The sequence below is a fragment of the Rhizobium sp. BR 249 genome (assembly GCF_047445895.1).
In the GTDB taxonomy this organism is placed as follows: domain Bacteria; phylum Pseudomonadota; class Alphaproteobacteria; order Rhizobiales; family Rhizobiaceae; genus Rhizobium.
The window spans coordinates 42452-63728 of the sequence record NZ_JARWKX010000006.1 but is presented as its reverse complement, the minus strand read 5'-3'; the positions used below and the strand labels follow the sequence as shown (position 1 = coordinate 63728).

At 62.9% G+C, this 21277-nt stretch carries 19 protein-coding genes; 7 read left to right on the top strand and 12 right to left on the bottom strand.

What is annotated here, in order from left to right; genetic code table 11:
* Positions 1 to 53: 53 nt before the first annotated feature.
* The 4 genes from QD408_RS07785 to QD408_RS07770 are packed head-to-tail and all read right to left on the bottom strand — an operon-like array spanning position 54 to position 3480.
* Positions 54 to 1007 (bottom strand): dihydrodipicolinate synthase family protein, encoded by a 954-nt coding sequence (locus tag QD408_RS07785; RefSeq protein ID WP_414138900.1) that lies wholly within the window; start codon positions 1005 to 1007, stop codon positions 54 to 56.
* A 35-nt stretch (positions 1008 to 1042) separates the two neighbouring features.
* Entirely contained in the window at positions 1043 to 1918 is an 876-nt protein-coding gene (locus QD408_RS07780) for an SMP-30/gluconolactonase/LRE family protein (protein WP_414138899.1), read from the bottom strand.
* Complete coding sequence (locus QD408_RS07775; protein WP_414139014.1) at positions 1915 to 2745, bottom strand: NAD-dependent epimerase/dehydratase family protein; 831 nt, start codon at positions 2743 to 2745, stop codon at positions 1915 to 1917. Before QD408_RS07775 ends, QD408_RS07780 begins: the two co-directional genes overlap by 4 nt.
* Positions 2746 to 2766: 21 nt before the next feature.
* Positions 2767 to 3480 carry a FadR/GntR family transcriptional regulator gene (locus QD408_RS07770; protein WP_088684227.1) on the bottom strand — a complete coding sequence of 238 codons (714 nt, stop codon included), beginning with the start codon at positions 3478 to 3480 and terminating at the stop codon, positions 2767 to 2769.
* A gap of 360 nt (positions 3481 to 3840) precedes the next feature.
* Here QD408_RS07770 and QD408_RS07765 point away from each other — a divergent pair, with 360 nt between their 5' ends.
* The 6 genes from QD408_RS07765 to QD408_RS07740 all read left to right on the top strand — a co-directional run bounded on the left by QD408_RS07765 (position 3841) and on the right by QD408_RS07740 (position 12151).
* On the top strand, positions 3841 to 5778 hold the full coding sequence (locus tag QD408_RS07765; protein ID WP_414138898.1) for an ABC transporter substrate-binding protein: 1938 nt from the start codon (positions 3841 to 3843) through the stop codon (positions 5776 to 5778).
* 118 nt (positions 5779 to 5896) lie between these two features.
* Positions 5897 to 6883, top strand: a complete 987-nt coding sequence (locus QD408_RS07760; RefSeq protein WP_088684229.1) for an ABC transporter permease — start codon at positions 5897 to 5899, stop codon at positions 6881 to 6883.
* Positions 6884 to 6892: 9 nt separating this feature from the next.
* Positions 6893 to 8014 (top strand): ABC transporter permease, encoded by a 1122-nt coding sequence (locus QD408_RS07755; protein WP_414138897.1) that lies wholly within the window; start codon positions 6893 to 6895, stop codon positions 8012 to 8014.
* 7 nt (positions 8015 to 8021) lie between these two features.
* Complete coding sequence (locus QD408_RS07750) at positions 8022 to 9743, top strand: ABC transporter ATP-binding protein (protein ID WP_414138896.1); 1722 nt, start codon at positions 8022 to 8024, stop codon at positions 9741 to 9743.
* A complete protein-coding gene (locus QD408_RS07745) occupies positions 9740 to 10951 on the top strand; it encodes a mandelate racemase/muconate lactonizing enzyme family protein (RefSeq protein WP_414138895.1) in 1212 nt (403 codons plus the stop codon). Before QD408_RS07750 ends, QD408_RS07745 begins: the two co-directional genes overlap by 4 nt.
* A gap of 12 nt (positions 10952 to 10963) precedes the next feature.
* On the top strand, positions 10964 to 12151 hold the full coding sequence (locus QD408_RS07740) for a galactarate dehydratase (RefSeq protein ID WP_088684296.1): 1188 nt from the start codon (positions 10964 to 10966) through the stop codon (positions 12149 to 12151).
* A gap of 57 nt (positions 12152 to 12208) precedes the next feature.
* Here QD408_RS07740 and QD408_RS07735 read toward each other — a convergent pair whose 3' ends face one another.
* The 7 genes from QD408_RS07735 to QD408_RS07705 all read right to left on the bottom strand — a co-directional run bounded on the left by QD408_RS07735 (position 12209) and on the right by QD408_RS07705 (position 18886).
* Positions 12209 to 12781, bottom strand: coding sequence for an NADPH-dependent FMN reductase (locus QD408_RS07735; RefSeq protein WP_414138894.1), 573 nt, complete (start codon positions 12779 to 12781; stop codon positions 12209 to 12211).
* Between the two features lie 27 nt (positions 12782 to 12808).
* On the bottom strand, positions 12809 to 13474 hold the full coding sequence (locus tag QD408_RS07730) for a nitroreductase (RefSeq protein WP_088684297.1): 666 nt from the start codon (positions 13472 to 13474) through the stop codon (positions 12809 to 12811).
* A 314-nt stretch (positions 13475 to 13788) separates the two neighbouring features.
* Entirely contained in the window at positions 13789 to 14142 is a 354-nt protein-coding gene (locus QD408_RS07725) for an ArsR/SmtB family transcription factor (RefSeq protein ID WP_414138893.1), read from the bottom strand.
* Positions 14143 to 14348: 206 nt separating this feature from the next.
* Positions 14349 to 15029, bottom strand: a complete 681-nt coding sequence (locus tag QD408_RS07720; RefSeq protein WP_414138892.1) for a response regulator transcription factor — start codon at positions 15027 to 15029, stop codon at positions 14349 to 14351.
* Position 15030: 1 nt separating this feature from the next.
* Entirely contained in the window at positions 15031 to 15408 is a 378-nt protein-coding gene (locus QD408_RS07715; RefSeq protein ID WP_088684236.1) for a response regulator, read from the bottom strand.
* Between the two features lie 2 nt (positions 15409 to 15410).
* The gene (locus QD408_RS07710) at positions 15411 to 16052 is read right to left on the bottom strand and encodes a response regulator transcription factor (protein WP_414138891.1); all 642 of its coding nucleotides are present in this window, start codon (positions 16050 to 16052) and stop codon (positions 15411 to 15413) included.
* Complete coding sequence (locus tag QD408_RS07705) at positions 16049 to 18886, bottom strand: MASE1 domain-containing protein (RefSeq protein WP_414139013.1); 2838 nt, start codon at positions 18884 to 18886, stop codon at positions 16049 to 16051. Before QD408_RS07705 ends, QD408_RS07710 begins: the two co-directional genes overlap by 4 nt.
* A gap of 336 nt (positions 18887 to 19222) precedes the next feature.
* Between QD408_RS07705 and QD408_RS07700 the strand changes: the two genes are divergently transcribed.
* Positions 19223 to 19975: an SDR family oxidoreductase gene (locus QD408_RS07700; RefSeq protein ID WP_414138890.1), complete on the top strand. Its 753-nt coding sequence runs from the start codon at positions 19223 to 19225 to the stop codon at positions 19973 to 19975.
* Between the two features lie 120 nt (positions 19976 to 20095).
* Here the strand turns inward: QD408_RS07700 and QD408_RS07695 are convergent, their stop codons facing one another.
* A complete protein-coding gene (locus QD408_RS07695) occupies positions 20096 to 21199 on the bottom strand; it encodes a LacI family DNA-binding transcriptional regulator (RefSeq protein ID WP_414138889.1) in 1104 nt (367 codons plus the stop codon).
* Positions 21200 to 21277 lie beyond the last annotated feature (78 nt).

Sequence of the window (21277 nt, the reverse complement as noted above, 5' to 3'; positions counted from 1 at the left end):
CTGTGGCGCGGCCATCCCCGCGCCTGTTCGTTGCCTGTGGAAATGAATGCGGCTCAGCTGGCCGCCTTGACGGACTCCTCCCGGCCGGCATCGACCTGGGTATTGCCTTCGGCATTCCAGCCGCGAAGCAGACCATGCAGCTCCTCGCGATCCTGCTGATCGAGCCGCGGCAATCCCGGCACGCGCACCGGGCCTACATCGAGGCCGGAATAGGTGACGGCCTCTTTGACGACGGTCACGTTCGCGCCGTTGCGGAATTTGGTGCGCATCCGCTCGAAGGGTTCGAGCTTGTCGACGATGGCTCTCGCCGCAGCGAAATCGCCTTTTTCAAGCGCTGCGTGGACGGCAAGCGAAAGCTTCGGCGCGACGTTGACGAGGCCCGAGGTGAAGCCGCGCGCGCCGGCCGCGGTGAATGTCGGTGCCCAGCTCTCCGCCAGGCCGCAGACGAAGAGCGCGCCATTGGGATCGGCGGCCGGGATCGCCCTCGACAGCAGCATCAGGTCCGTCGTGGCGAACTTGATGCCGGCTATATTGCCATGGTTGGCGAGGCGGACGATCTCGGCGACGGCAAAACCCTCGGCCCTGACATAGGCGACGAGCGGCAGGGTGGATGCATCGGCGAGATTGCAGAAATAATCGATCTGGGCCGAAGGTGCCGCGAAGGGATCGACGGGCTGATGCGACATGACGGCGGAGGCGCCGATCGCGGCCGCATCCCTTGCCATGCCGATTGCCTCGCGCAGCGACCGGCCGATCGCCGCCGTCACCGGCGCCCGGCCATCCACACCCGATACTGCCGCCTCGTGGACGATCCGGATCTCCTGCGGCGTCAGGGCATAGAATTCCCCGGTATTGCCGGCCGCGACGATGTTGTGAATGCCGGCCGCAGCCACTCGTTCATAAACCCTAGCGGTAATCCGGGGCTCGACTTCGCCCCCGGCATCATAGGCCGTGACGGGAACGCCCGACACGCCGGTGAGCGCCTTGCGCATGATCGCGATGCTCATTTTTCTCCCCCGTTCGCTTTTCTTCCAGTTGATCGTCAGCCGAAACGGAAGGGCGGCAGCCCCTCCGCATCGACATCGAAGGCGATGACCGTGCCCGCCTCGAAACGTCCGGTGCGGTCGCTCGACAGGCTCGTGACGTAGAGCGTGCTGAAATCCGGCCCTCCGAAACACGGCATTGTCGGTGCTGCGACCGGCAGAATGTAGATTTCGACGATTTCGCCTTCGGGCGATATCCGATTGAGGCGGCCTGCGGAGACGCCGGCGCTCCAGTAGAATCCGTCGCGATCGGTGGCCGCTCCGTCCGGGCGCCCTTGTTCCTCGGTGAAGCTGCGCAGGCGGCGTCCCTGGCCGAGCTCGCCTGTCTCCGGATCGAAATCGAAGGCCTGCAGAAAGCATTGCCGGCTGTCGGAGTGATACATCCGCCGGCCGTCCGGCGACCAGGCAAGGCCGTTGGAACTCGTCAGTCCAGTCGCGACCGTGCGCGTGCTGCCATCGGCGCCGATGCGGTAGAGCGCCGCATCGTTCAGCTGCGGCTTGGCCTCGCTGATCGATCCGACCCAGAAGTGGCCGTCCGGCCCGACCTTGCCGTCATTGAGACGGCCGATCATCTCGCGTCCCACAGGATCGCACAAAAATTCGAGATGGCGGGAGACGGGATCGAAGAGATGGACGCCCGTCTGGAGGGCCACTACGATCCGGCCGTCGCGGCAAAGCCCGGCGCTGCCGATGGCCGAAGGCATGTCGAAGCGCTCGATCTTGCCGTCGGCCGAGAGCCGGACGAGCGCCGGCGCCAGGATGTCGACGAGCCAGAGAGCGCCGGTCGTCTCGTCCCATATCGGCGATTCACCGACCGTCAGCGGTTGCTGCAGGACCGACCGGATCTTCGGTTCGATGATGCGGGGTGCCGTCACGAGACTGTCTCCGGATCTTTGACGAGGCCCTCGGCATCGCGCATGCGGATGCTGCCGTCGTGGTTGAATTCGCAGAAGCCACCGCCCTGGAATGCAAGGGCGACCCGTCCTTCCGCGCCGTTCTCGATGCGGGCGTGATCACGCGGCCGGTCCTGCGGCTGGTAGCCGAGCCGCGTCGCCAGATCGTTGTCCCACCATTTCGTGTCGGTATCGGAAACGCCGTAAACGACGGTTGCGGCGATCTGCGGATGGGTGAGGCCGATCCGCACCAGTTGCGCCAGATCCCGGGCGCTGATCCAGATGGCAATCGAGCGCTCGCTGTTGGGATAGGTGCCGGCATTGCCGATGCGGATGGAAAGGGAGCGGATGCCCGACGTGTCGTAATAAAGTCCCGCCACCAGCTCGCCCCAGCATTTGGAAAGCCCGTACGGGCTGTCCGGCCGCATGGGATCGAGCGGCGATATGACCTCGCCGCGCGGGTAAAAACCCGTCGCATGGTTGCTGGAGGCGTAGACCATCCTCTCCACCCTGTTGATCCGGGCGGCCTCGTAGAGATTGTAGGTCCCGAGGACATTGGCCTGCAAAATGGCATTCATGTCCACGCCGCTGGCGATGCCGGCAAGATGAACGACACCGTCGACACCACGCAAAGCGGCCGTTGCCTCGTCGAGCTTCGAGAGATCGGCGTGGACGAAGCTTTCGTTTTCGGCCAGTTCCGCAGGCTCATGAATGTCGATGAGGCTGAGATGCTCGAAATGCTGGCGAAGAAGCGGGCGCAGCAGCGTCCCGACACGTCCGGCAGCACCCGTCACGGCAACTCGTCTCATCATCTTTCCTCCGATCATCGCTCAAACACCCTGGAACATACGGGCGCGCGCATTCAGTATGTGTCTCTTCATCGCGTCGTGCGCTTCGGTTTCCCGCCGTGCGAAGATCGCTTCCACGATCACCGCATGCTCGTCCTGGACGCTGCGGATCTGCTCCGGCGTGCGCTTCAGGCTCAGGCTTCGCGTCACCGAATGGCCGATGGCGAAATGCGGCCGGAACCACTCGCGCACGGTGATGTGAAACTGATTGCCCGTCGCCATCGCAATCGCGTCGTGCAGCACCTGGTCTTCCTCGGCGCCGAGTTCGCCGTCACGCAGACATTGCTCGATCGCAAGAAGTGCGGCCTCGATCCGCTCCTTGTCGGCCGGCTGCCAGTTTCGCGCGGCAAGCTCCGCAGCTTCGGCCTCGAGACCGGCGCGGAATTCGAAGAACCGCTGGACATCGGCGAGCGAGCCGACCGGAACCATTTTCAGCATCGACGAATCCGGCTGCTGCCGGACATAGGAGCCCGACCCCTTGCGCGAGACGATGAGCCCGTCGGTTCTGAGCCGCTCCAGCGCCTCGCGGACCACGGGCCTCGACGCGCCGAAATCGGTGGCGAGCTTCGTTTCCGATGGCAGTCGCTCGTTCACGGGAAACTTGCCGTCGGCGATCATCCCTACGATCTTCTCGTAGATGATATCGCTGAAGCGCGTTGCGCCCCGGTTCGAAACGGCATCGACTGCAAACGTCATTATCGCCCTTTTCTCCGCCGCCACGTGGCAAATTCACCCCATCGGCTCTTCGCCCGGCGAGCAGAAGCCGGATATGCCTTCGCGACCGTGCGCCGAGCCATCACCAGGCGCGATGCGGCCTGTATACAGCTTCTGACAGATTGGTCTTCATTCCCTATCCAAGGCAGGCTTGCCAATGGCTTGGCGCCCTGCCCGATGATGCATGGCTATAGAATCTGTAATTATCTGTCAACTCTTGTAATCATTTGAGAACGTGTCTATGGTTTCGTCCAGCGCCGAGGAGGGCGCGAAAACGGCAGGTCGGGAAGCCCGCCGTACCAGCCGGGACAAGCCTGTCCCGGCATAAAAGGGGAGGAATCGATGCCCAATGAAATTCTGTCTCGCGGTATCACGCGCCGCGCCGTTCTCGGTGGCATGGCCGGCGCCGCAGCGCTGTCCATCGCCGGTCGCGCCTTTGCCGCCGGCAGCGAAGCGCCTGCGCTGGCGCAGCTCGTCAAGGACGGCAAGCTGCCGCCGCTTGCCGAGCGTCTGCCGAAGAAGCCGATGGTCGTGACGCCGTTCGAGAAGGTCGGCACCTATGGCGGCACGTTGCGCCGCGGCCTGCGCGGTTCATCCGACCATAACGGCATTCTGCGCATGGTCGGCAATCAGAGCCTCGTGCGCTGGAACCTGGAATTTACCGCCGTGGAACCGAACCTCGCCGAGAGCTGGGAGGTCAGTGACGACGCGACGCAGTTCACCTTCCATCTGATCGAAGGCGTGCGCTGGTCCGACGGCCATCCCTTCACGGCCGACGACGTCGTTTTCGCGATCGAGGACTGCGTCAAGAACACCGAGCTTTACAGCGCGACGCCGGCGCAGCTTGCCGTTGCCGGCAAGCCCGTGACCGTCGAAAAGATCGACGATTATACGGTAAAGTTCACCTTCGCGGCGGCGAATGCGCTTTACCTGGAAAACCTCGCAACGCCGCTCGGCCAGCATCCGACGCTGTTCCCGAAACATTATTGCAGCCAGTTCCTGCCGAAGTACAATCCCAACATCGCCGACGATGCGAAGAAGGCCGGCGTCACCAGCTGGACGGAGCTGTTCCGCAGCCGCTGCGGCGACATCGAGATCCCGACGCGCTGGGGCAATGTCGACAAGCCGACGCTCGATCCATGGGTCGTCAAGGAGCCCTATGCCGGTGGCGCGACGCGCGTCGTCATGGCCCGGAACCCCTATTTCTGGCAGGTCGATACCTCAGGCAATCAGCTTCCCTACATCGATGAGATCAACTTCAGCATCTCGCAGGACGTCGAATCGCTGATGCTGAACGTCATCTCCGGAAAGATCGACATCCAGGAACGTCACATCAGCGTGCTCGCCAACAAGCCGACGCTCTCCCAGAACATGCAGAAGGGCGATTATCGCCTGCTGACGCTCGTGCCTTCGGCCTCGCAACAGTGCCAGATCTACTTCAACATCACCCACAAAGATCCTGCCATGCGCAAGATGTTTGCGGACAAGTCGTTCCGGCAGGCGCTGTCGATCGGCATCAATCGCCCGGAGCTCATCGATATCGTCTATTTCGGGCAGAGCGAGCCCTACCAGGCCGGGCCGCGTCCGACCCATCCCTGGTATCACGAGAAGTATGCGCGTCAATTCACCGAATATGACGCCGACAAGGCGAGCGCGATGCTCGATGAGGCCGGCTACAAGAAGGGTGGTGACGGCTTCCGCCTTCGGCCGGACGGCCAGAAAGTGTTCTTCTCGATCGACGTCATTCCGACGCTCAACCCCGACCTCGTCGATGCCCTGGAACTGGTCAAGACGCATTGGGCCCAGATCGGCATCGACATGAAGGTCAACACGATCGAGCGGGCGCTCTATTATACCCGCGGCGACGACAATGCCCATGATGCGCAGGTGTGGCCGGGCCCCGGCGGCCTCGACCCGATGCTCGACCCGCGCGACTTCTTCGCCTTCCATCCGCAGGGATCGCGTTACGCCATTCCGTGGACGCTCTGGTACACCTCCAACGGTGCGCGCGGCGAAGAGCCGCCGGAAAGCCAGAAGAAGCGGATGAAGCTGTTCGACGAGGCGCGTTCGACGGCCGATCTCGACAAGCGCGGCGCGATCATGAAGCAGATCTTCGATATCGCGGCGGAGGAATTCGAGACGGTGGGTCTTTGCCTTGCGGTCGGCGGCTTCGGCATCATTCGCAACAATCTGCGCAATGTTCCCGAGAAGGAGCCGGACAGCTGGTCCTGGCCCAATCCCGGACCTGCGCTGCCGCAGCAATTCACCTTCACGAGCTGATTTCGATCTCGAGCGCCGTGCCTGATGGCACGGCGCTTTCATTCAGGTTCGCCCTCCCTCTTGCCGGCCGTGAAAGCCGAAGGGGCCGGAGGGCGGCGTCCAAGTCGGGAGACGCCTCATGCTGGTGTTCATCGCCAAACGCTTTTTATGGATGATTCCATCGCTTTTTGCCGTCAGCTTCCTGGCTTTCGTGCTGATCCAGCTGCCGCCTGGCGATTATGTCACCACCTATATCGCGACGCTCGCCGCATCCAACGAGATCGTCGACCAGAACACCGCGGCGCAATTGCGCGAGCGCTTCGGTCTCGATGATCCGATGCTCGTCCAATATTTCAAATGGATGTGGGGCATTCTCTCGCGCGGCGATTTCGGCATTTCCTTCGAATGGCAGCAGCCGGTCTCGGACCTGATCTGGGAACGCATGGCGCTGACGCTGGTTCTCGCCCTTTCGACGTTGATCGCCACCTGGGCGATCGCGCTGCCGATCGGCGTGTTTTCCGCCGTGAAGAAATATTCGATCGGCGACTACTTCTTCACCGCTTTCACCTTCTTCGGCCTGTCCATTCCGTCTTTCCTGCTGGCGCTGGTGCTGATGTACGTGGCGGCGGTCGAGTTCGGCCAGGATGTCGGCGGGCTCTTTTCCCCGGAATATGAGACGGCATCCTGGAGTATTGCCAAGACGCTCGATCTCCTCACGCATCTCTGGCTTCCCGTCATCATCCTCGCCGTCTCCTCGACAGCGAGCCTCATCCGCGTCATGCGCGCGAACATGCTGGACGAATTGCCGAAGCCTTACGTGGTCACCGCACGGGCGAAGGGGCTCTCGGAATTCCGCCTGCTGATGAAATATCCTTTGATGATCGCGCTCAACCCGTTCATCTCGACGATCGCCTGGCTGCTTCCGAACCTGATTTCCGGCTCGGTCGTCGTCGCCATCGTCCTCAACCTGCCGACGGCCGCACCCCTGCTGCTGCAGGCGCTGATGGCGCAGGACATGTATCTCGCCGGCGCCTTCGTCCTGCTGATCTGCGCGCTGACGCTGATCGGCTCCCTGATCAGCGACATTCTTCTGGCGCTGGTCGATCCCCGCATCCGGCTGGAATAGGAGGCTGACATGGCCGATATCACCATGACGAATGTTCAGCCGGATCGCACCGCCGTCGCATCGCAATGGCAGCTCATCTGGTGGGCTTTCCGCCGGCACCGGCTGGCCATGGTGGCGCTTGTCGTCACCGTGATGATGTACATCGTCGCCCTGGTTCCGGGCTTCTTCGCCATCAACGATCCGAACCTGCAGAATGCGCGGGCGACCTTTCACCCGCCGCAGAAAGTGCATCTGATCGATACCGAGAACGGCTTTTCCTTCGGCCTGCATTATTATCCGATGAAGCTGACCCGCGATCCGGAAACGCTCGCCGCCATCTTCAAGGAAGACACCACGAAGCGGATCGACGTGCAGCTCTTTGGGCGCGGCTATGAATATTCCGTGCTTGGCCTCTTCAATACGAACATCCATCTCCTCGCTTCACCTGACAAGAGCACGCCGTTGCTGCTGTTCGGGGCCGACAGGCTCGGGCGCGATGTCTTCAGCCGAACGGTGCAGGGCTCGCAGGTCTCGCTGTCGATCGGCCTCGTCGGTGTCTTCTTCTCGCTGATGCTCGGCATCGTGCTCGGCGGCATTTCGGGATATTACGGCGGCCGCATCGATTTCTTCATGCAGCGGCTGATCGATTTCGTGCTGTCGCTGCCGACGATCCCGATCTGGCTCGCCATGGCCGCGGCCCTGCCGCAGGACTGGCCGGCGACGCTGCAATATATGATGATCACGATCATCCTGTCGCTAACTGGCTGGGCGCAGCTTGCCCGCGTCGTGCGCGGCCGCTTCCTGTCGCTGCGCACCGAGGAATTCGTCGCAGCCGCGAGGCTCGACGGCGTTCGTGAAAGACGCATCATCTTCCGCCACATGCTGCCGAGCTTCGCCAGCCACATCATCGCCTCGATCACCCTTGCGGTGCCGGCGATGATCCTGGCCGAAACCTCGCTCTCCTTCCTCGGGCTCGGGCTGCAGCCGCCGACGATCTCCTGGGGCGTGCTTCTGCGCGAGGCCCAGAACATCCGCTCGATCGCGACCGCGCCATGGCTCTTCATGCCGGGCTGCGCCGTCGTGGTCGCCGTCATGGCGCTCAACCTTCTCGGCGACGGCCTGCGCGATGCGGCCGACCCCTACAACAAATGAGGCCGGCATGACCGATATCATTCCCATTGCCGGCAAGCCGCTGCTCGAGGTGAAGAACCTCACGGTGGAATTCCCTCTGCGCACCGGCGTCTTCCGCGCGGTCCGCGACCTGTCCTTCTCGATCGAACCGGGCAAGACGCTCTGTGTCGTCGGCGAAAGCGGCTCGGGCAAATCGGTGACGGCACGCTCGATCCTGCAGATCGTCGATGCGCCCGGCCGCATCGCCGGCGGATCGATTGTCCTCAACACTCCGAATGGCGGCTCGACCGATCTCACCAGCCTCAATCCGCGCGGGCGCCAGATCCGGGCGATCCGCGGCCGCGACATCGCCATGATCTTCCAGGAGCCGATGTCGTCGCTGTCGCCGATCCACACGGTCGGCAACCAGATTGTCGAGGCGCTTCGCCTGCACACCAGGATGAGCAAGGCGGAAGCGCGCGCTGAAGCCATCTCGCTGCTGAAGCAGGTCGAGATTCCCTCGCCGGAGAAGGCGCTGGATCGCTATGCCTTCCAATATTCGGGCGGCATGCGCCAGCGCGCGATGATCGCCATGGCGCTCGCCTGCAAGCCGCAGTTGCTGATCGCCGACGAGCCGACGACGGCGCTCGACGTCACGACGCAGGCCGAAATCCTCGACCTGATCGCCCGGCTGCAGAAAGCCAACGGCATGGCGGTTCTCTTCATCACCCATGACATGGGCGTGGTGGCGCAGATCGCCGACGATGTGCTCGTCATGCACAATGGCGTGGCGAAGGAATACGGGCCGGTCGAGCAGATCTTCCATGCGCCGCAGGACGATTATACCCGCATGTTGATCGGCTCGGTGCTGAAGCTGGAGCAGAAGGCCGAGATCCGCCTGGCGCGCCCGCCGCTCGACAGGACGAAAGCGCCGATCCTCGAACTGCGCAACGTCTCAATGGATTTCGGCGAGGTGAAAGCGCTGAACGACGTGTCGATCTCGCTTCTGCCGGGTGAAACGCTCGGCATCGTCGGCGAGAGCGGCTCGGGCAAGACGACCATGGGCCGCTCGATCATGCGGCTGATCGATCCCTCCGCCGGCGAAATCCTCTATCGCAACGCCGGCGGCGACATCATCGACCTCGCAACGGCGAAAGGTCAAACGCTCGCCGCCGCGCGCCGCGAATTGCGCATGGTGTTCCAGGACCCCTTCGGCTCGCTCAACCCGCGCATGACCGTCTCCCAGATCATCGGCGAACCGTTGCTCGTCAACGGCATCGCCAAGGGGAAGGCCCTGGACGAGCGGGTCTGCCATCTGATGGAGCAGGTCGGCCTCGATCCGAGGGCGCGCGAGCGTTATCCGCACGCTTTCTCCGGCGGCCAGCGCCAGCGCATCGGCATCGCACGCGCCATCACCCTCAATCCGCGCGTCATCGTTGCCGACGAGGCGACCTCGGCGCTCGACGTCTCCGTGCGCTCGCAGGTGCTCGACCTTCTGATGCGCCTGCAGGATCAGCTCGGTCTCGCCTATATCTTCATCAGCCACGACATCGGCGTCATCCGCTACATGTGCGACCGCGTCGGCGTCATGTACAAGGGTCAGCTGGTCGAAATCGGCGATGCGGAGAAGGTTTGCAGCACGCCCGAGCACGCCTATACCCAGGCGCTGCTTTCGGCGATCCCGCGCCCCGATCCGCGCGACCGGGATCATTCCAGGCGCTTCCGCTACGTCGAGCCGGAGCACTTGAAGAACGGAAGCTCTCAGAGATGAAAATCACCGGAATTCGCACCTTTCTGATGCATGTCGGCCAACCAGATCCTTCGAATTGGGCGGCCGACCAACGCTCCGGTGATGGTGCCTCCAAGCAATTCGGAGGCACCAGAAACTGGCTGTTTCTGAAGATCGATACCGATGAGGGCATTACCGGCATCGGCGAATGCTCGGGCTGGCCGCGTGTCGTGCAGACGGCGATCCATGACCTTGCGCCGCTGCTCATCGGCGAAGATCCCGCCTATACCGAGCGCCTGTGGCAGAAGATGCATATCGCCATGATGGGGCACGGCATGCTCGGCACGGTCGGCGGCGGCGCGATGACCGGCATCGACATGGCGCTCTGGGACATCAAGGGCAAGGCGCTCGGCGTGCCCGTCTGGATGCTGCTCGGCGGCAAGGTGCGCGACAGGATTCCGATCTATTCGCATGCGAACACGCCCGAGCGCGCGCTTGCGCTCAAGGAACGCGGCATCAAGGCGATCAAATGCGGCGGCGTGGCCGATCCCGTTCGCAAGGTCGCAGCACTCCGCGATGCCGTCGGTGATGACATGGATATCGCCATCGACCTGCATGGGCCGCCGTGGCTGACGCCGGCGGATGCCTGCCGGCTGGTGCGGGCGCTCGAACCCTATGAACTGATGTGGGTGGAAGACCCGATCGCGCCTGATAATCTCGAAGGCTACAAGCGCATTCGCGACGCCGCCCATGTGCCGCTGGCTGCCGGCGAGCGCTCGGCCACCATCTTCGGCGAGCGCGAACTCATCGAACGGGAGCTCGTCGACGTGATCCAGCCGGATACCGGCCGGGCGGGCGGCATCACGCAGATGAAGAAGATCGCGGCCATGGCCGAGGCGCATCATATCCAGATGGCGCCGCATTCCGGTTCGCTCGGGCCGGTGGCGGAATATGCGGCCTTGCATCTGCTGGCGGCGATCCCGAACGCGCTCATTCTCGAGCGCCTCGACGACGATTGGGACGGCCGTCGCCAGACGATCGTGCCGCATCCACAACAGGTCGATGGCTTGATCGCCGTTCCCGACGGTCCGGGACTGGGCTGCGATATCGACGAGGCTTTCGTGGCGCGCTTCCCGAGCGGCGGCAATGTGTCGGTGCCGCAGGCCGCCGGCGCCTACAACCCCGGAACAGACAAAGAGCACGTCTACGTGCAGACGCGCGTGGCGCGCCGCAGCTATTTCAATCGCTAGAAGGACAGGATGATGAAGATCGACCGTATGCGGGTTTTCATGACCCGCGACAAGGACCGCCCCCGTGTGATCGTCGCGCTCGATACGGATGACGGGCTAACCGGCTGGGGCGAATGCTACAATCACGGCCCCGACAAGGCGCTGCCGCCGCTGCTCGATTATCTCTACGGATTTATATCGGGCCAGGACCCGACGCGCGTCGAATATCTCGTCAACCTGCTGATCCAGCAGAGCCGCTTCCCGCCCGGCGCGCTCGGCCTCGCCGCAATCTCCGCGCTCGACCATTGCCTGTGGGATCTTGCAGCCAAGGCGGCGAACGTCCCCGTCTACAAGCTGCTCGGCGGCGAGGTGCGCGACCGCATCAAGGTCTATGCCGGCGTCTATACCGCGCCCGATGCGCCGGCCGCCCGCGACGAATTCGACCGCCTGAAGGAAGGGTGGGGCTTCACCGCCTTCAAGCTCAGCCCCTGGCGGATCGACATGCACTCCAACCGCTGGGGCAACGTCGTCAAGGCGTCGGCGGATTATTTCCGCTCGCTGCGCGAGACGGTGAGCGACGAATACGAGATCGCCTTCGACGCCCATGCCAAGATTTTCGAGCCGATCGCCGCGCGCCAGCTCGGCAATGCGCTGGCGCCTTACGATCCCCTGTTCTTCGAAGAGCCGTTGCGGCCGGAAAATATCGAGGCCTGGGGCGACCTGAAGCAGGGACTGAACTGCACGCTTGCCACCGGCGAGTCGCTCTACAACAGGAACGAGTTCCTGCGGCTGCTGCAGGTGAAGGGCGCCGACCTCATCCAGCCGGACATCTGCGTTGTCGGCGGCATCAGCGAAATGCGCCGCATCGCGACGCTCGCCGAAGCCTACTTCGTCGGCGTGGCGCCGCACAACCCGATGGGGCCGCTTGCGACCGCGGTCAACGTTCATTTCTCGGCCGCCGCGCAGAATTTCCGTATTCTCGAATACCGGCTGCCGAAGGGGCAGGCCTATGTCTATGGCGGCCTCGATATCGAAAAGCGGGAGGGAGAAACCCGCTACGTCGTCGATCCCTATCTGCCGAAGGACGGCTATCTCGAACTGCGTCCCGACCGGCCGGGCTGGGGTGTCGAAATGGACGAGAAGGCAATGCAGGAGGAAGGCTACATCCACTGGCAGCGGCGCGTGCCGAAGCGGCCGGACGGCTCTTACGCCTTCGCTTAGAGAGTGACCTCGAAAAACGGGACCTGGCCGCCGCCGTATGGGAGCGGCCAGTTCCTTCTATGCATCTTTCGGCAGCACTGAGCGAACCCTCGTGATGAAGACATAAAAGTCCCGCATGAACGTGCGAAGGAAATCGGCGGTGGTGTCTTTCGTGACCTCGCCGTCATCGGTGATCAGCCCCGGTGTGAACTGGATGTAGGCTTCCGGGGCGTTCATCTGCGGAGAGTTGCAGAAACTGAGCACGCTGCGCAAATTCTGCTGGGCGACGGCGGTGCCGATCGCCCCCGGCGACGTGCCGATCACCGCCGAGGGCTTGCGCGTGAACGAGTTGGTGCCGTAAGGGCGGCTTGCCCAGTCGATCGCGTTTTTCAGCCCGCCGGGTATGGATCGGTTGTATTCGGGCGTGACGAACAGCACGGCGTCGACGGCCGCGATCGCCGCCTTGAATGCCTTGCCGGCCGGAGGGTAGTCGGCGTCATAGTCGTAGCTGTAGAGCGGCAGGTCCTTGAAGGATATTTCCGACATTTCAAGTTCGGGCGGAGCGAGCCGCACCAACGCCTTGGCGAGCTTGCGGTTGATCGAGTCCTTGGCGAGGCTGCCGATGAGATAGCCTACTTTATGCGTGGTCATGGCGTTCTCCAGTGTCGGGTCTCTTGATTAATCGCCGAGGAACGTGACCGTCTCGGCGAGCGGGGCACGGCCTGTACGGGCATAGCTTACCGCGGGGTCCTCGTAGCCGATAGACATGCCGCAGAAGAGGATGAGCCCGTCCGGCGGCGACAGGGCCTCGGCGACCGTCTCGCGAACTTGCGACCACGCCATCTGCGGGCAACTGTGCAGGCCTTCGGCGCGCAGCAGCAGCATGACGGTCTGCAGATACATGCCGACATCGGCCCATTGGGGCAGGCCCAGGTCGCGGTCGATGTAGCAAAACAGGGCGGCGGGCGCGCCGAAGCAGTTCCAGTTGGCGATCGCTGCCCGCTGGCGTGCCTCCCAGTCCTCGCGCGCAATGCCGAGTGCGCTGTAGCGCTCCTTGCCGAAGGCGGACCGGCGCTCCCCGTAGGGGGCCTTCAGAGCGGGCGGGTACATTTCGTACTGCCGCTTGTCCCAGGCGTCGCCATGGGCGACGCGCTCGACGGCTGATGTCTTGAGCTCCGCCAGCGGCGCGCCGGTCATCACGTAAGTATTCCACGGCTGGATGTTCGATCCTGACGGCGACCAGGCAGCGGCGGACAGCACGCGCTCAAGCACGTCTATCGCCACAGGCTTGTCTTTGAATCCGCGCACCGATCGCCGGCTTGTCACTGCCTCATATACGTCCATGATCGCCTCCATGCCGCCGGGTGTTCCGTTCCCGATGCGGTTCATTATCTCCATTCGCAATGGAGGCGTAATCACACGCTGGTCTAGGAGGCGTACATCAAACGTACATCAGGGATCGACACATCCGAGGGGCCTGTGGGCGAAGGGATTGCCGCGCCATGGCCTCGGCCTGGCGCTTGCCGCTCAGGCGGCGGTCATCTCGTTCGAAATGGCGTCGTTCTTCGCCATAGCCCTGCGCTTCGCCGTCGCGGCGCCGATCCTGATTGCCTGCAAGGTCATCCTCAGCAGGGCCGGATCGGCTTCTTCTGATTTCGTCAGGTGGCGACGGCGCGGAAACGTTCTGCTGCGGTATAACGCTGCGGTCCGAAGATACCGGCGAGCGTATCGAGAATAGCCTTGGCCGCATCGGATTGCAGTGAATAGTAGATCGTCTGGGCGGCCCTTCGCGTCTGCACGAGTTCCTGTTCTCGAAGAATGGCCAGATGCTGGGACGTCGAAGATTGGCTCAATCCCACCTCGTCGGCCAGGATGGACACGGACATTTCCCCTTCGGCCAGCAGATGCAGAATGTGAAGCCGCTTGGCATTGCCCATGGCGGACAAGAGATTTGCTTCGCTGTCGAAGGCGTTGGCACCAGGGGAAGGCGCGGGTGGGGACAGATTGTTCAAGGCGAGATCTCCTTTAGGGAACCAAAGCCGGGCAACAGTCATATCCCCGGGCTTTAATTTAGAGATACCGCATGCGGGCGAGGCCGAAACCCATTGACGGCGCCGCACGGTCGTTTTTGGCGCGAATCGGATAGGACGCGCAAAATGTGGACAGCAATGGGCATGTTCGCGGCGGCTATCCCGCCTCTGAAAGGCCCCGGCTGGCGCTAGCGCGAGCCGATTTGGCGCATTTGTGCGGGCAGGGTTTCCCATGCCCGGATCAATTCGCCGATGGAGCCGGCCTCCATCTTGTGCATGACGTTGCTGCGATGCAGCTTGACCGTCACCTCGCTGATGCCGAGATCGAAGGCGATCTGCTTGTTGAGGCGCCCACGCGCCACTTCATGGAGAACCTCGCGCTCGCGCTGCGTCAGCGTCTCCAGCCGTTCGATATTGCGATTGGCGATTGCCGCTTCCGCCCGCCGTTCGCCGTCCATGGCGATGGCTGCTGTCACGGCATCGAGCAGGGTCTGGTCCCGCGCCGGCTTCGTGAGGAAGTCCACGGCGCCGGCTTTCATCGCCTGGACGGTCATCGGGATATCGCCATGCCCGGTGAGGAAGATGATCGGCTTGGCGATGCCGTTTTCGGCCAGATGGCTCTGCAGGTGGAGACCGCTTGCTCCCGGCATGCGCACATCGAGGATCAGGCAGCCGGGCCTGTCCAATATATCCGCGTCGAGCAGTTCGCGGGTCGAGGCAAAGCTGACCGGCTGGAAACCCGCCGACAGGATCAGTTCCGACAGGGCCTCGCGAATGGATGCGTCGTCGTCCACGATCATGACGAGCGGCTGATCCTCTTCATATCCGTGTTGCGCCGATCTACGAACGAACGGCTGGTCAACTCTCATGTCACCCTCCATCTCTCGATTTGTGCAAGGCATTGGCGATGGCTGCCAGCAGGGCCTGGGCATCGAATGGCTTGCGGAAAAATCCGCCGGCGCCCTGAGCGCGGCCCTGATCGGCGATCTCGTGGCGGCCCGTGATCAGGAAGACCGGCAGCTCCGGACGTGATTTCCTGACGAGATCGCGAAGTTCGAAGCCGTCGATGCCGGGCATTCCGATATCGGTGATGAGCAGGTCCAGATCGGACAGCCCGGCGACGAGCAGCGAGCCCGCCGACGAGAAGCTGCGGGCGACATAGCCCGCCGATTCCAGAAGGTCGCCCATCGATTCGAGGAGCCTTGGATCGTCATCGACAATTGCCACGACATGTCTTGTTTCGTTCATGTTCAATTCCCTCCCACCCGGCGCGAGTGGGTTATCGGTATTTCCAGTTTCTCCGCGATGCGCACGAGATCGGCGAGCGATGCCGCCGCCATCTTCTGCATCACGTTTCTTCTGTGGATCTGCAGCGTGACTTCGCTGATCCCCAGTTCCGCTGCCGCCTGCTTGTTGAGAAGGCCGCTGACGACGAGCGGCAGCACCTCGCGCTCGCGCGGCGTCAGGTCGAGATAATGTTGTCTCAGCATGTCGAGTTCGGCGCGCCCGGCTCTCTTTTCCCGATCCTGGGCGATCGCCGCATGGATCGCTGCCATGAGATCCGCGTCGTTGAACGGCTTCGTCAGGAAATCCACTGCGCCGCGCTTGATGGCGCGCACGGAAGAGGGGATATCGCCATGTCCGGTGATGAAGACGATCGGCGGATGATCGGCGTCGGCGATCTGCCTCTGCAATTCGAGGCCGTTGATATCGGGCAGCTCGATATCGAGGATGAGGCAGGCAGGCTGATCCGGCTTGTCTGCTTTCACATAGTCGCAGGCGGACTCGAAGGCGATGGCGCGTATGCCGTGCGAGGCCAGCAGCTCGCCGAGCGCTTCGCGGATACGTTCATCGTCGTCGACGATGAAGACGATATGGTCGTCGGCCGTCATGGTGCCGCCTTCGTTTCAATGGGCAATGTAAAGATCAACGCCGCCCCGCGCGGTTCGTTCTTCTCCGCCCATAATCTTCCGCCGTGCAGTTCGACGATGGAGCGGCAGATCGCAAGCCCCATGCCCATGCCGTTTTCCTTCGTGCTGAAGAAGGGATCGAACATCTTCTCGGGAAGTTCGATACCCTGGCCCAAATCGCGGACCTCGGTCTGGACGGCATTGCCGACATGGTGCGAGCGTATCGCGACCACCCTGTCGCTTGCCGCGGCGTCCAGGGCCTCGATGCCGTTGCGGATGAGATTGATCAAAACCTGCTGGATCTGGATACGATCGATCGCGACGGACGGCAGGCTGCCGTCGATTTCGACGTCGATGCGAACGCGCCGCCGCCAGGCCTCGTCGGCCATCAGGCTGCGCACTTCGTCGATGATGCTGGAAAGCGTCGTCTGAACCCTCCTGTCGGCGGATTGTTTGAACAAGGCGCGAATGCGGCTGACGACCTCGGCGGCCGAATTGGCGTCCCGGATGATGCGCTCGACCGTTCTCTGCGCCCGCTCCATGTTCGGCGGATCGGCCATCAGCCAGCGCTGGCAGGCATGGGAATTCGCCACGACGGCGGCCAGGGGTTGGTTCACCTCATGCGCGATGGAAGCGGAAAGTTCGGCGAGGCTCGCCGCCTGGCCCGCCCGGGCAAGCCCCTCCTGCGTCAGGCGCAGCTCTTCCTGCGCCTGAACCTCGCCGTCGATATCGAGACATATGACGTTCCATTGCACGATCGCGCCCTCGCCATCGCGCATCGGTGCGGCCCGCGTCTCGACCCAGCGATAGTCGCCGTCGAACCGCCGCAGGCGATGCCTGCGCGCATAGGGTTCGCCGGTGGCGAGCGAATGGGCGTATTTCTCCTTGACGTCGGCGAGATCGTCGGGATGAACGCCGGCGTCGAGCGTGCCGGCCAGCCGCGACTTGCCGGTTCCGTCAAGCTCTTCGAGTTTGTATCCGAGAAAGTCGCGAAGCTGGGGATTGCGATAGACCGGCTCCCCGTCCGGGGCCGCACAATCGATCATGACAGGCAGCGTTTCGACGATCTGCCAGAGAGAGCGTTCCCGCTCTCGCAGCGCTTCCTCGACGCGCAGTTGGTCGTCTATGTCATGCGAGAGGCCGTACCACTGGACGATCTCACCGTTTTCGTCACGCAGCGGCTCGGCGCTGCCCTTCACCCAGCGGTAGACGCCATCGGCGCGCCGCAGGCGATATTGCTTCGAGAAACGTTCGCCGGTGACGAGGGAATGGTTGAGCGCCTCGGCAAGGCTCCGCGCGTCGTCGGGATGAACGGCGACGTCGATCAGGGCCGACAGCCGACTCATGCCCGGTTTCTCCATCTCGGCGACGTCGAGGCCGAGAAAATCGATCAGGCGCTTGTTGAAGAAGGTTGGAGCGCCGTCCGGACTGAGCCGCCAGAGCAGGCTCGGGACCATGTCCACCAGTTGGGAGAGCTCGTGTTCCCGGTTGCGCAACGCCTCCTGCGCGCGCATCTCGTCATCGATGTCGACCGATATCACGTACCATTGCACGATCGCGCCGTTTTGATCCTGCAGCGGCTCGGCGCGGCCGTCGACCCAGCGATAGGCTCCGTCGAAACGGCGCATGCGGTATTTGATCGAGAAGGGATCGCCGCTGGCGAGTGCGCGGTGGACCGTCTCGAGCAGCCGCGGCGCGTCGTCGGGATGAACGAGCGTGTGAATGACCGATGAGAGCCGGCTCGTGCCCGGCTGATCCATATCGCCGACGTCGAGACCGAAAAAGTCGATCAGGCGCTTGTTGAAGAAGACCGGCTCGCCTTTCGGCGTCAGGCGCCTGATCTGAACCGGGACCATGTCCACGAGCTGCGAGAGTTCGCGTTCCCTTTCGCTGAGCGCTTCCACGCTCTGGCGCAGGGAAAGCACCGCCAGTTGATGCTGACGCGATATGGCGGCGACGATCAGCGCTGAGAAGGCCGAGATCGCCAGGAAAAGCTGCAGCATGACCTGATTGTGTTTCTGGGCCTCCGGATCGCCGGCGAATTGGCTGGCGCCGGTTATCGTGAAGACCGCGGTGATCAGGGCGAGGAGAGCGAGCGACACCGCCGCTCCCTTGAATTCGAAGCGGACCGCGGCCCAGAGAAGAGGCGGCATGATGATATAGGCGAAGGGAAGGTAGCCGCTCAGCGAAAGGGCTGCGACGCCGAGGAAGATCAGCGCCAGGACGGCCGCCTCCACCCATTGCCCGGTCGAAAGCTGGGTCTTGCCGCGCCAGCTGTGGAAGAGGACCAGCGCCAGCGGCGCCACGATCAGCACACCGGTCGCGTCTCCGATCCACCATAAGGGCCAGGCCGTCAGGAAGGATTGCGACTGGATGCTGAACCAGGCAAGCGTGGCGCTTCCGATGGTCGCGCTGACGGCCGGCGCAACTCCGGCGCTGATGACGATGAATGCGGTCACTTCCTGCAGTGTTTCGAGCCGAACCGGGGGCTTCAAAGTCCGGTTGACGAGCCACGCCGCGACCATCGCTTCGAGAGCGTTGCCGACATAGATCAGGAAGGCCGCGGCTTGCGGGCTGTGGAACCACAGGACATTGCTGAACATCTCGCCTAGGCAGCCCGCCAGTATCCACCATGGCCAGCTGGGCCGGGAAGCGAGGACGAGGGTCGCGATGAACAGCCCGCCCGGAGGCCAGATGGAAATGCCGGTTCCCGGCACGATCGCGAGCGACTGGGCGAAGCCGCAGGCGAGCACATAGGCGAGGAAGAAAAGCGCCAGACGCAGGAATGGCGGGCGGTGCGACCAGACCCTCTCTATCAACCGCTCCGGCCGGGCGGGCAAAGCCGGGGGATCGTCAGTGTTTCCTGCAGCAGTTGTTTTCCATTTTGGGGCCGGCGCGCTCATGTTGGAACCGTAATCCTGGCGCACCACAACCGCAACTCATGGAAACCCATGCATTGCGCGGGATGTAGCCGGATTTCTCGGCCGCTGGCGGGCTCTTCCGTCTTTCCGATCAGGCATCCTAGACCTTGGGCTGGCTCCGCTATGCCCTGCGTCTCGGACCTCCGACCCCAAGCATGATGGAAGGCGTCCGGCGTTCCGGTCATTCTCTGTCCGCGCGGGTATGCGGACGATGCAACAGAGGAGACTGAGATGAAAATCACGGTAGCGGGAGCAAGCGGCCTCATCGGAACGCAACTGACTGCGGATCTGCGGCGCTCGGGCCACGACGTCACGGCCGCATCTCTGTCGCTCGGCGTCGATACGATGACCGGCAAGGGCCTCGAAGCGGCAATGACAGGCGCTGAAGCCGTCGTCGACGTGACCAATGCCGCATCCTTCGGCGACAATTCGGCGCTCGATTTTTTCAAGGCTTCGACGAAGAACCTGCTCGCGGCTGCGGCGCAGGCTGGCGTCCGGCACTACCTCGCGCTCTCCGTCGTCGGCACGCCGCGCCTCGTGGAAAGCGATTATTTCCGCGCCAAAGCAGTGCAGGAAAATCTCATCCGGGCTTCGAGCCGGCCTTACACGATCCTCCGCTCGACGCAGTTCTACGAATTCATCAACGGCGTGATCGACATCGGCGCCGAAGGTAACGTCTTCCGCTTGCCCCCGGCCTCGATGAGGCCGGTCGCAGCTCGGGAAGTCGCGACATTCCTGGCGGAACTGGCAGCCGGAGATCCCTTGGGCAATATCATCGAGATCGGCGGCCCCGAACAGTTCGGCATCGACGAAATCGCCCGGATCTACCTCGCGGCGAACGAAGACCAGCGACAGGTGATAACCGATCCCTTCACCCCGTATTTCGGGGTCGAACTGACCGGCGACGTATTGCTGCCGCATTTCGGGGCGCGCGTGGCGGGCCAGACGCTCTCCGATTGGCTCTATCGATCGATGGCGGCTTAGCGGCCTCCTTGAAACTTGGTGATTGGCTTGGTTGTACCAAACTTTCGGTTCTGATGGCGGAGCATGATGTCGTCCATGACAGGCATCCAGCCCGTGCCGCGCACTCCGGGCGTCTCGTCCCTATCGCGGCGCGTGCGCGCCATTGAAGATGTGCCGCGCCTTGGTTCTCGGCGCAGCGACGGAATGACGATCGACGAGCGAGCATTCCAGCTTCGTAATTGGATAGCGCTTGCCGGGAATGGTCTGCAGGTTGAGATGTTCAATCGCCCACTGACCCATGGCGAGGTGCGGAAGGACCGAAGTGGTCAGCGCCGGTACGAGATGTCGCGAAATTTCCTCGTCGTCGTAACCGACGACCGACATGTCCTGGGGAATGCGGAGCCCAGCATCTTTGAGCGCTTCGTAGCATCCCACGGCAGTGCGGTCGTTCTGGCAGAAGATGGCGGTCGGCGGTTCTTTCAGCGCAAGCAATTTCATCGTCGCGGCGTAGCCGGCGCCGGCCGACCAGTCGCCTTCGATGACTAATTCCGGATCGAAGGGTATATCGGCGGTCGCAAGTGCACGGCGATATCCCGTCAGGCGGTCTTGCGCAGCCTGCATCCAAATCTCACCGGTGATCGTGCCGATGCGATGGTGGCCGTGCATGATCAGATGCCGGGTGGAGCTCTGCCCCCCCGCGATTTCACTTGGCACCACGGCTGGAAAGGCATGATCAGCTGTGTAGCAATTCAACAATACTATCGGGATCTTAAGCTCACAGACATAAGAAGGGAGCTGGATCTCCCTGGTATAGATTGTCATGTATATGAGCGCGGATATGCCCCCGCTCGTCAAAGCTCTGATTGCTTTGGGCTCCATGACTGGATCACCCAGCGTCTGGGTAACCAGCAACACGTTGCCCGTGTTCCAAGAAGCTTGCCGGGCCCCCTCGATTGCGACGATTGCTTCCGGGCTGGTGGCGAGTTGATCCACGGCGAAACCGATGACGTTGTCGAGTCCCGAATAAGAGGCCTTCATGGTATAGCTTGTTCCCATGTAACCCAGCGCTCGAGCGGCCTCCAACACTCGGTCACGAGTCTGCTGTGAGATGCGGGTGCCGGGCGTGTCGTTGAGCACGAAGGAGACAGCCGCCTGTGAGCAGCCGGCCGCCGCGGCGATGTCCATCATCGTCACGCGGGCGGGCTTGTCCATTGCAGGCTTCGTTTGGGTCTTAGTCTTTCGCATTCGCGGGAACAATCTCAGTTTTTTGGCAGAAACAGCTTCTTAGCTAATTAATATTAGCATTCGTCCGAAAGTGCTGGC

What these genes read in the sequence shown, in the direction of transcription:
- QD408_RS07785 (WP_414138900.1), bottom strand. Translation starts at nt 1,007, where the DNA reads ATGAGCATCGCGATCATGCGCAAGGCGCTCACCGGCGTGTCGGGCGTT.
- QD408_RS07775 (WP_414139014.1), bottom strand. Translation starts at nt 2,745, where the DNA reads ATGAGACGAGTTGCCGTGACGGGTGCTGCCGGACGTGTCGGGACGCTG.
- QD408_RS07770 (WP_088684227.1), bottom strand. Translation starts at nt 3,480, where the DNA reads ATGACGTTTGCAGTCGATGCCGTTTCGAACCGGGGCGCAACGCGCTTC.
- QD408_RS07765 (WP_414138898.1), top strand. Translation starts at nt 3,841, where the DNA reads ATGCCCAATGAAATTCTGTCTCGCGGTATCACGCGCCGCGCCGTTCTC.
- QD408_RS07760 (WP_088684229.1), top strand. Translation starts at nt 5,897, where the DNA reads ATGCTGGTGTTCATCGCCAAACGCTTTTTATGGATGATTCCATCGCTT.
- QD408_RS07755 (WP_414138897.1), top strand. Translation starts at nt 6,893, where the DNA reads ATGGCCGATATCACCATGACGAATGTTCAGCCGGATCGCACCGCCGTC.
- QD408_RS07750 (WP_414138896.1), top strand. Translation starts at nt 8,022, where the DNA reads ATGACCGATATCATTCCCATTGCCGGCAAGCCGCTGCTCGAGGTGAAG.
- QD408_RS07745 (WP_414138895.1), top strand. Translation starts at nt 9,740, where the DNA reads ATGAAAATCACCGGAATTCGCACCTTTCTGATGCATGTCGGCCAACCA.
- QD408_RS07740 (WP_088684296.1), top strand. Translation starts at nt 10,964, where the DNA reads ATGAAGATCGACCGTATGCGGGTTTTCATGACCCGCGACAAGGACCGC.
- QD408_RS07735 (WP_414138894.1), bottom strand. Translation starts at nt 12,781, where the DNA reads ATGACCACGCATAAAGTAGGCTATCTCATCGGCAGCCTCGCCAAGGAC.
- QD408_RS07730 (WP_088684297.1), bottom strand. Translation starts at nt 13,474, where the DNA reads ATGGACGTATATGAGGCAGTGACAAGCCGGCGATCGGTGCGCGGATTC.
- QD408_RS07720 (WP_414138892.1), bottom strand. Translation starts at nt 15,029, where the DNA reads ATGAGAGTTGACCAGCCGTTCGTTCGTAGATCGGCGCAACACGGATAT.
- QD408_RS07715 (WP_088684236.1), bottom strand. Translation starts at nt 15,408, where the DNA reads ATGAACGAAACAAGACATGTCGTGGCAATTGTCGATGACGATCCAAGG.
- QD408_RS07710 (WP_414138891.1), bottom strand. Translation starts at nt 16,052, where the DNA reads ATGACGGCCGACGACCATATCGTCTTCATCGTCGACGACGATGAACGT.
- QD408_RS07700 (WP_414138890.1), top strand. Translation starts at nt 19,223, where the DNA reads ATGAAAATCACGGTAGCGGGAGCAAGCGGCCTCATCGGAACGCAACTG.
- QD408_RS07695 (WP_414138889.1), bottom strand. Translation starts at nt 21,199, where the DNA reads ATGCGAAAGACTAAGACCCAAACGAAGCCTGCAATGGACAAGCCCGCC.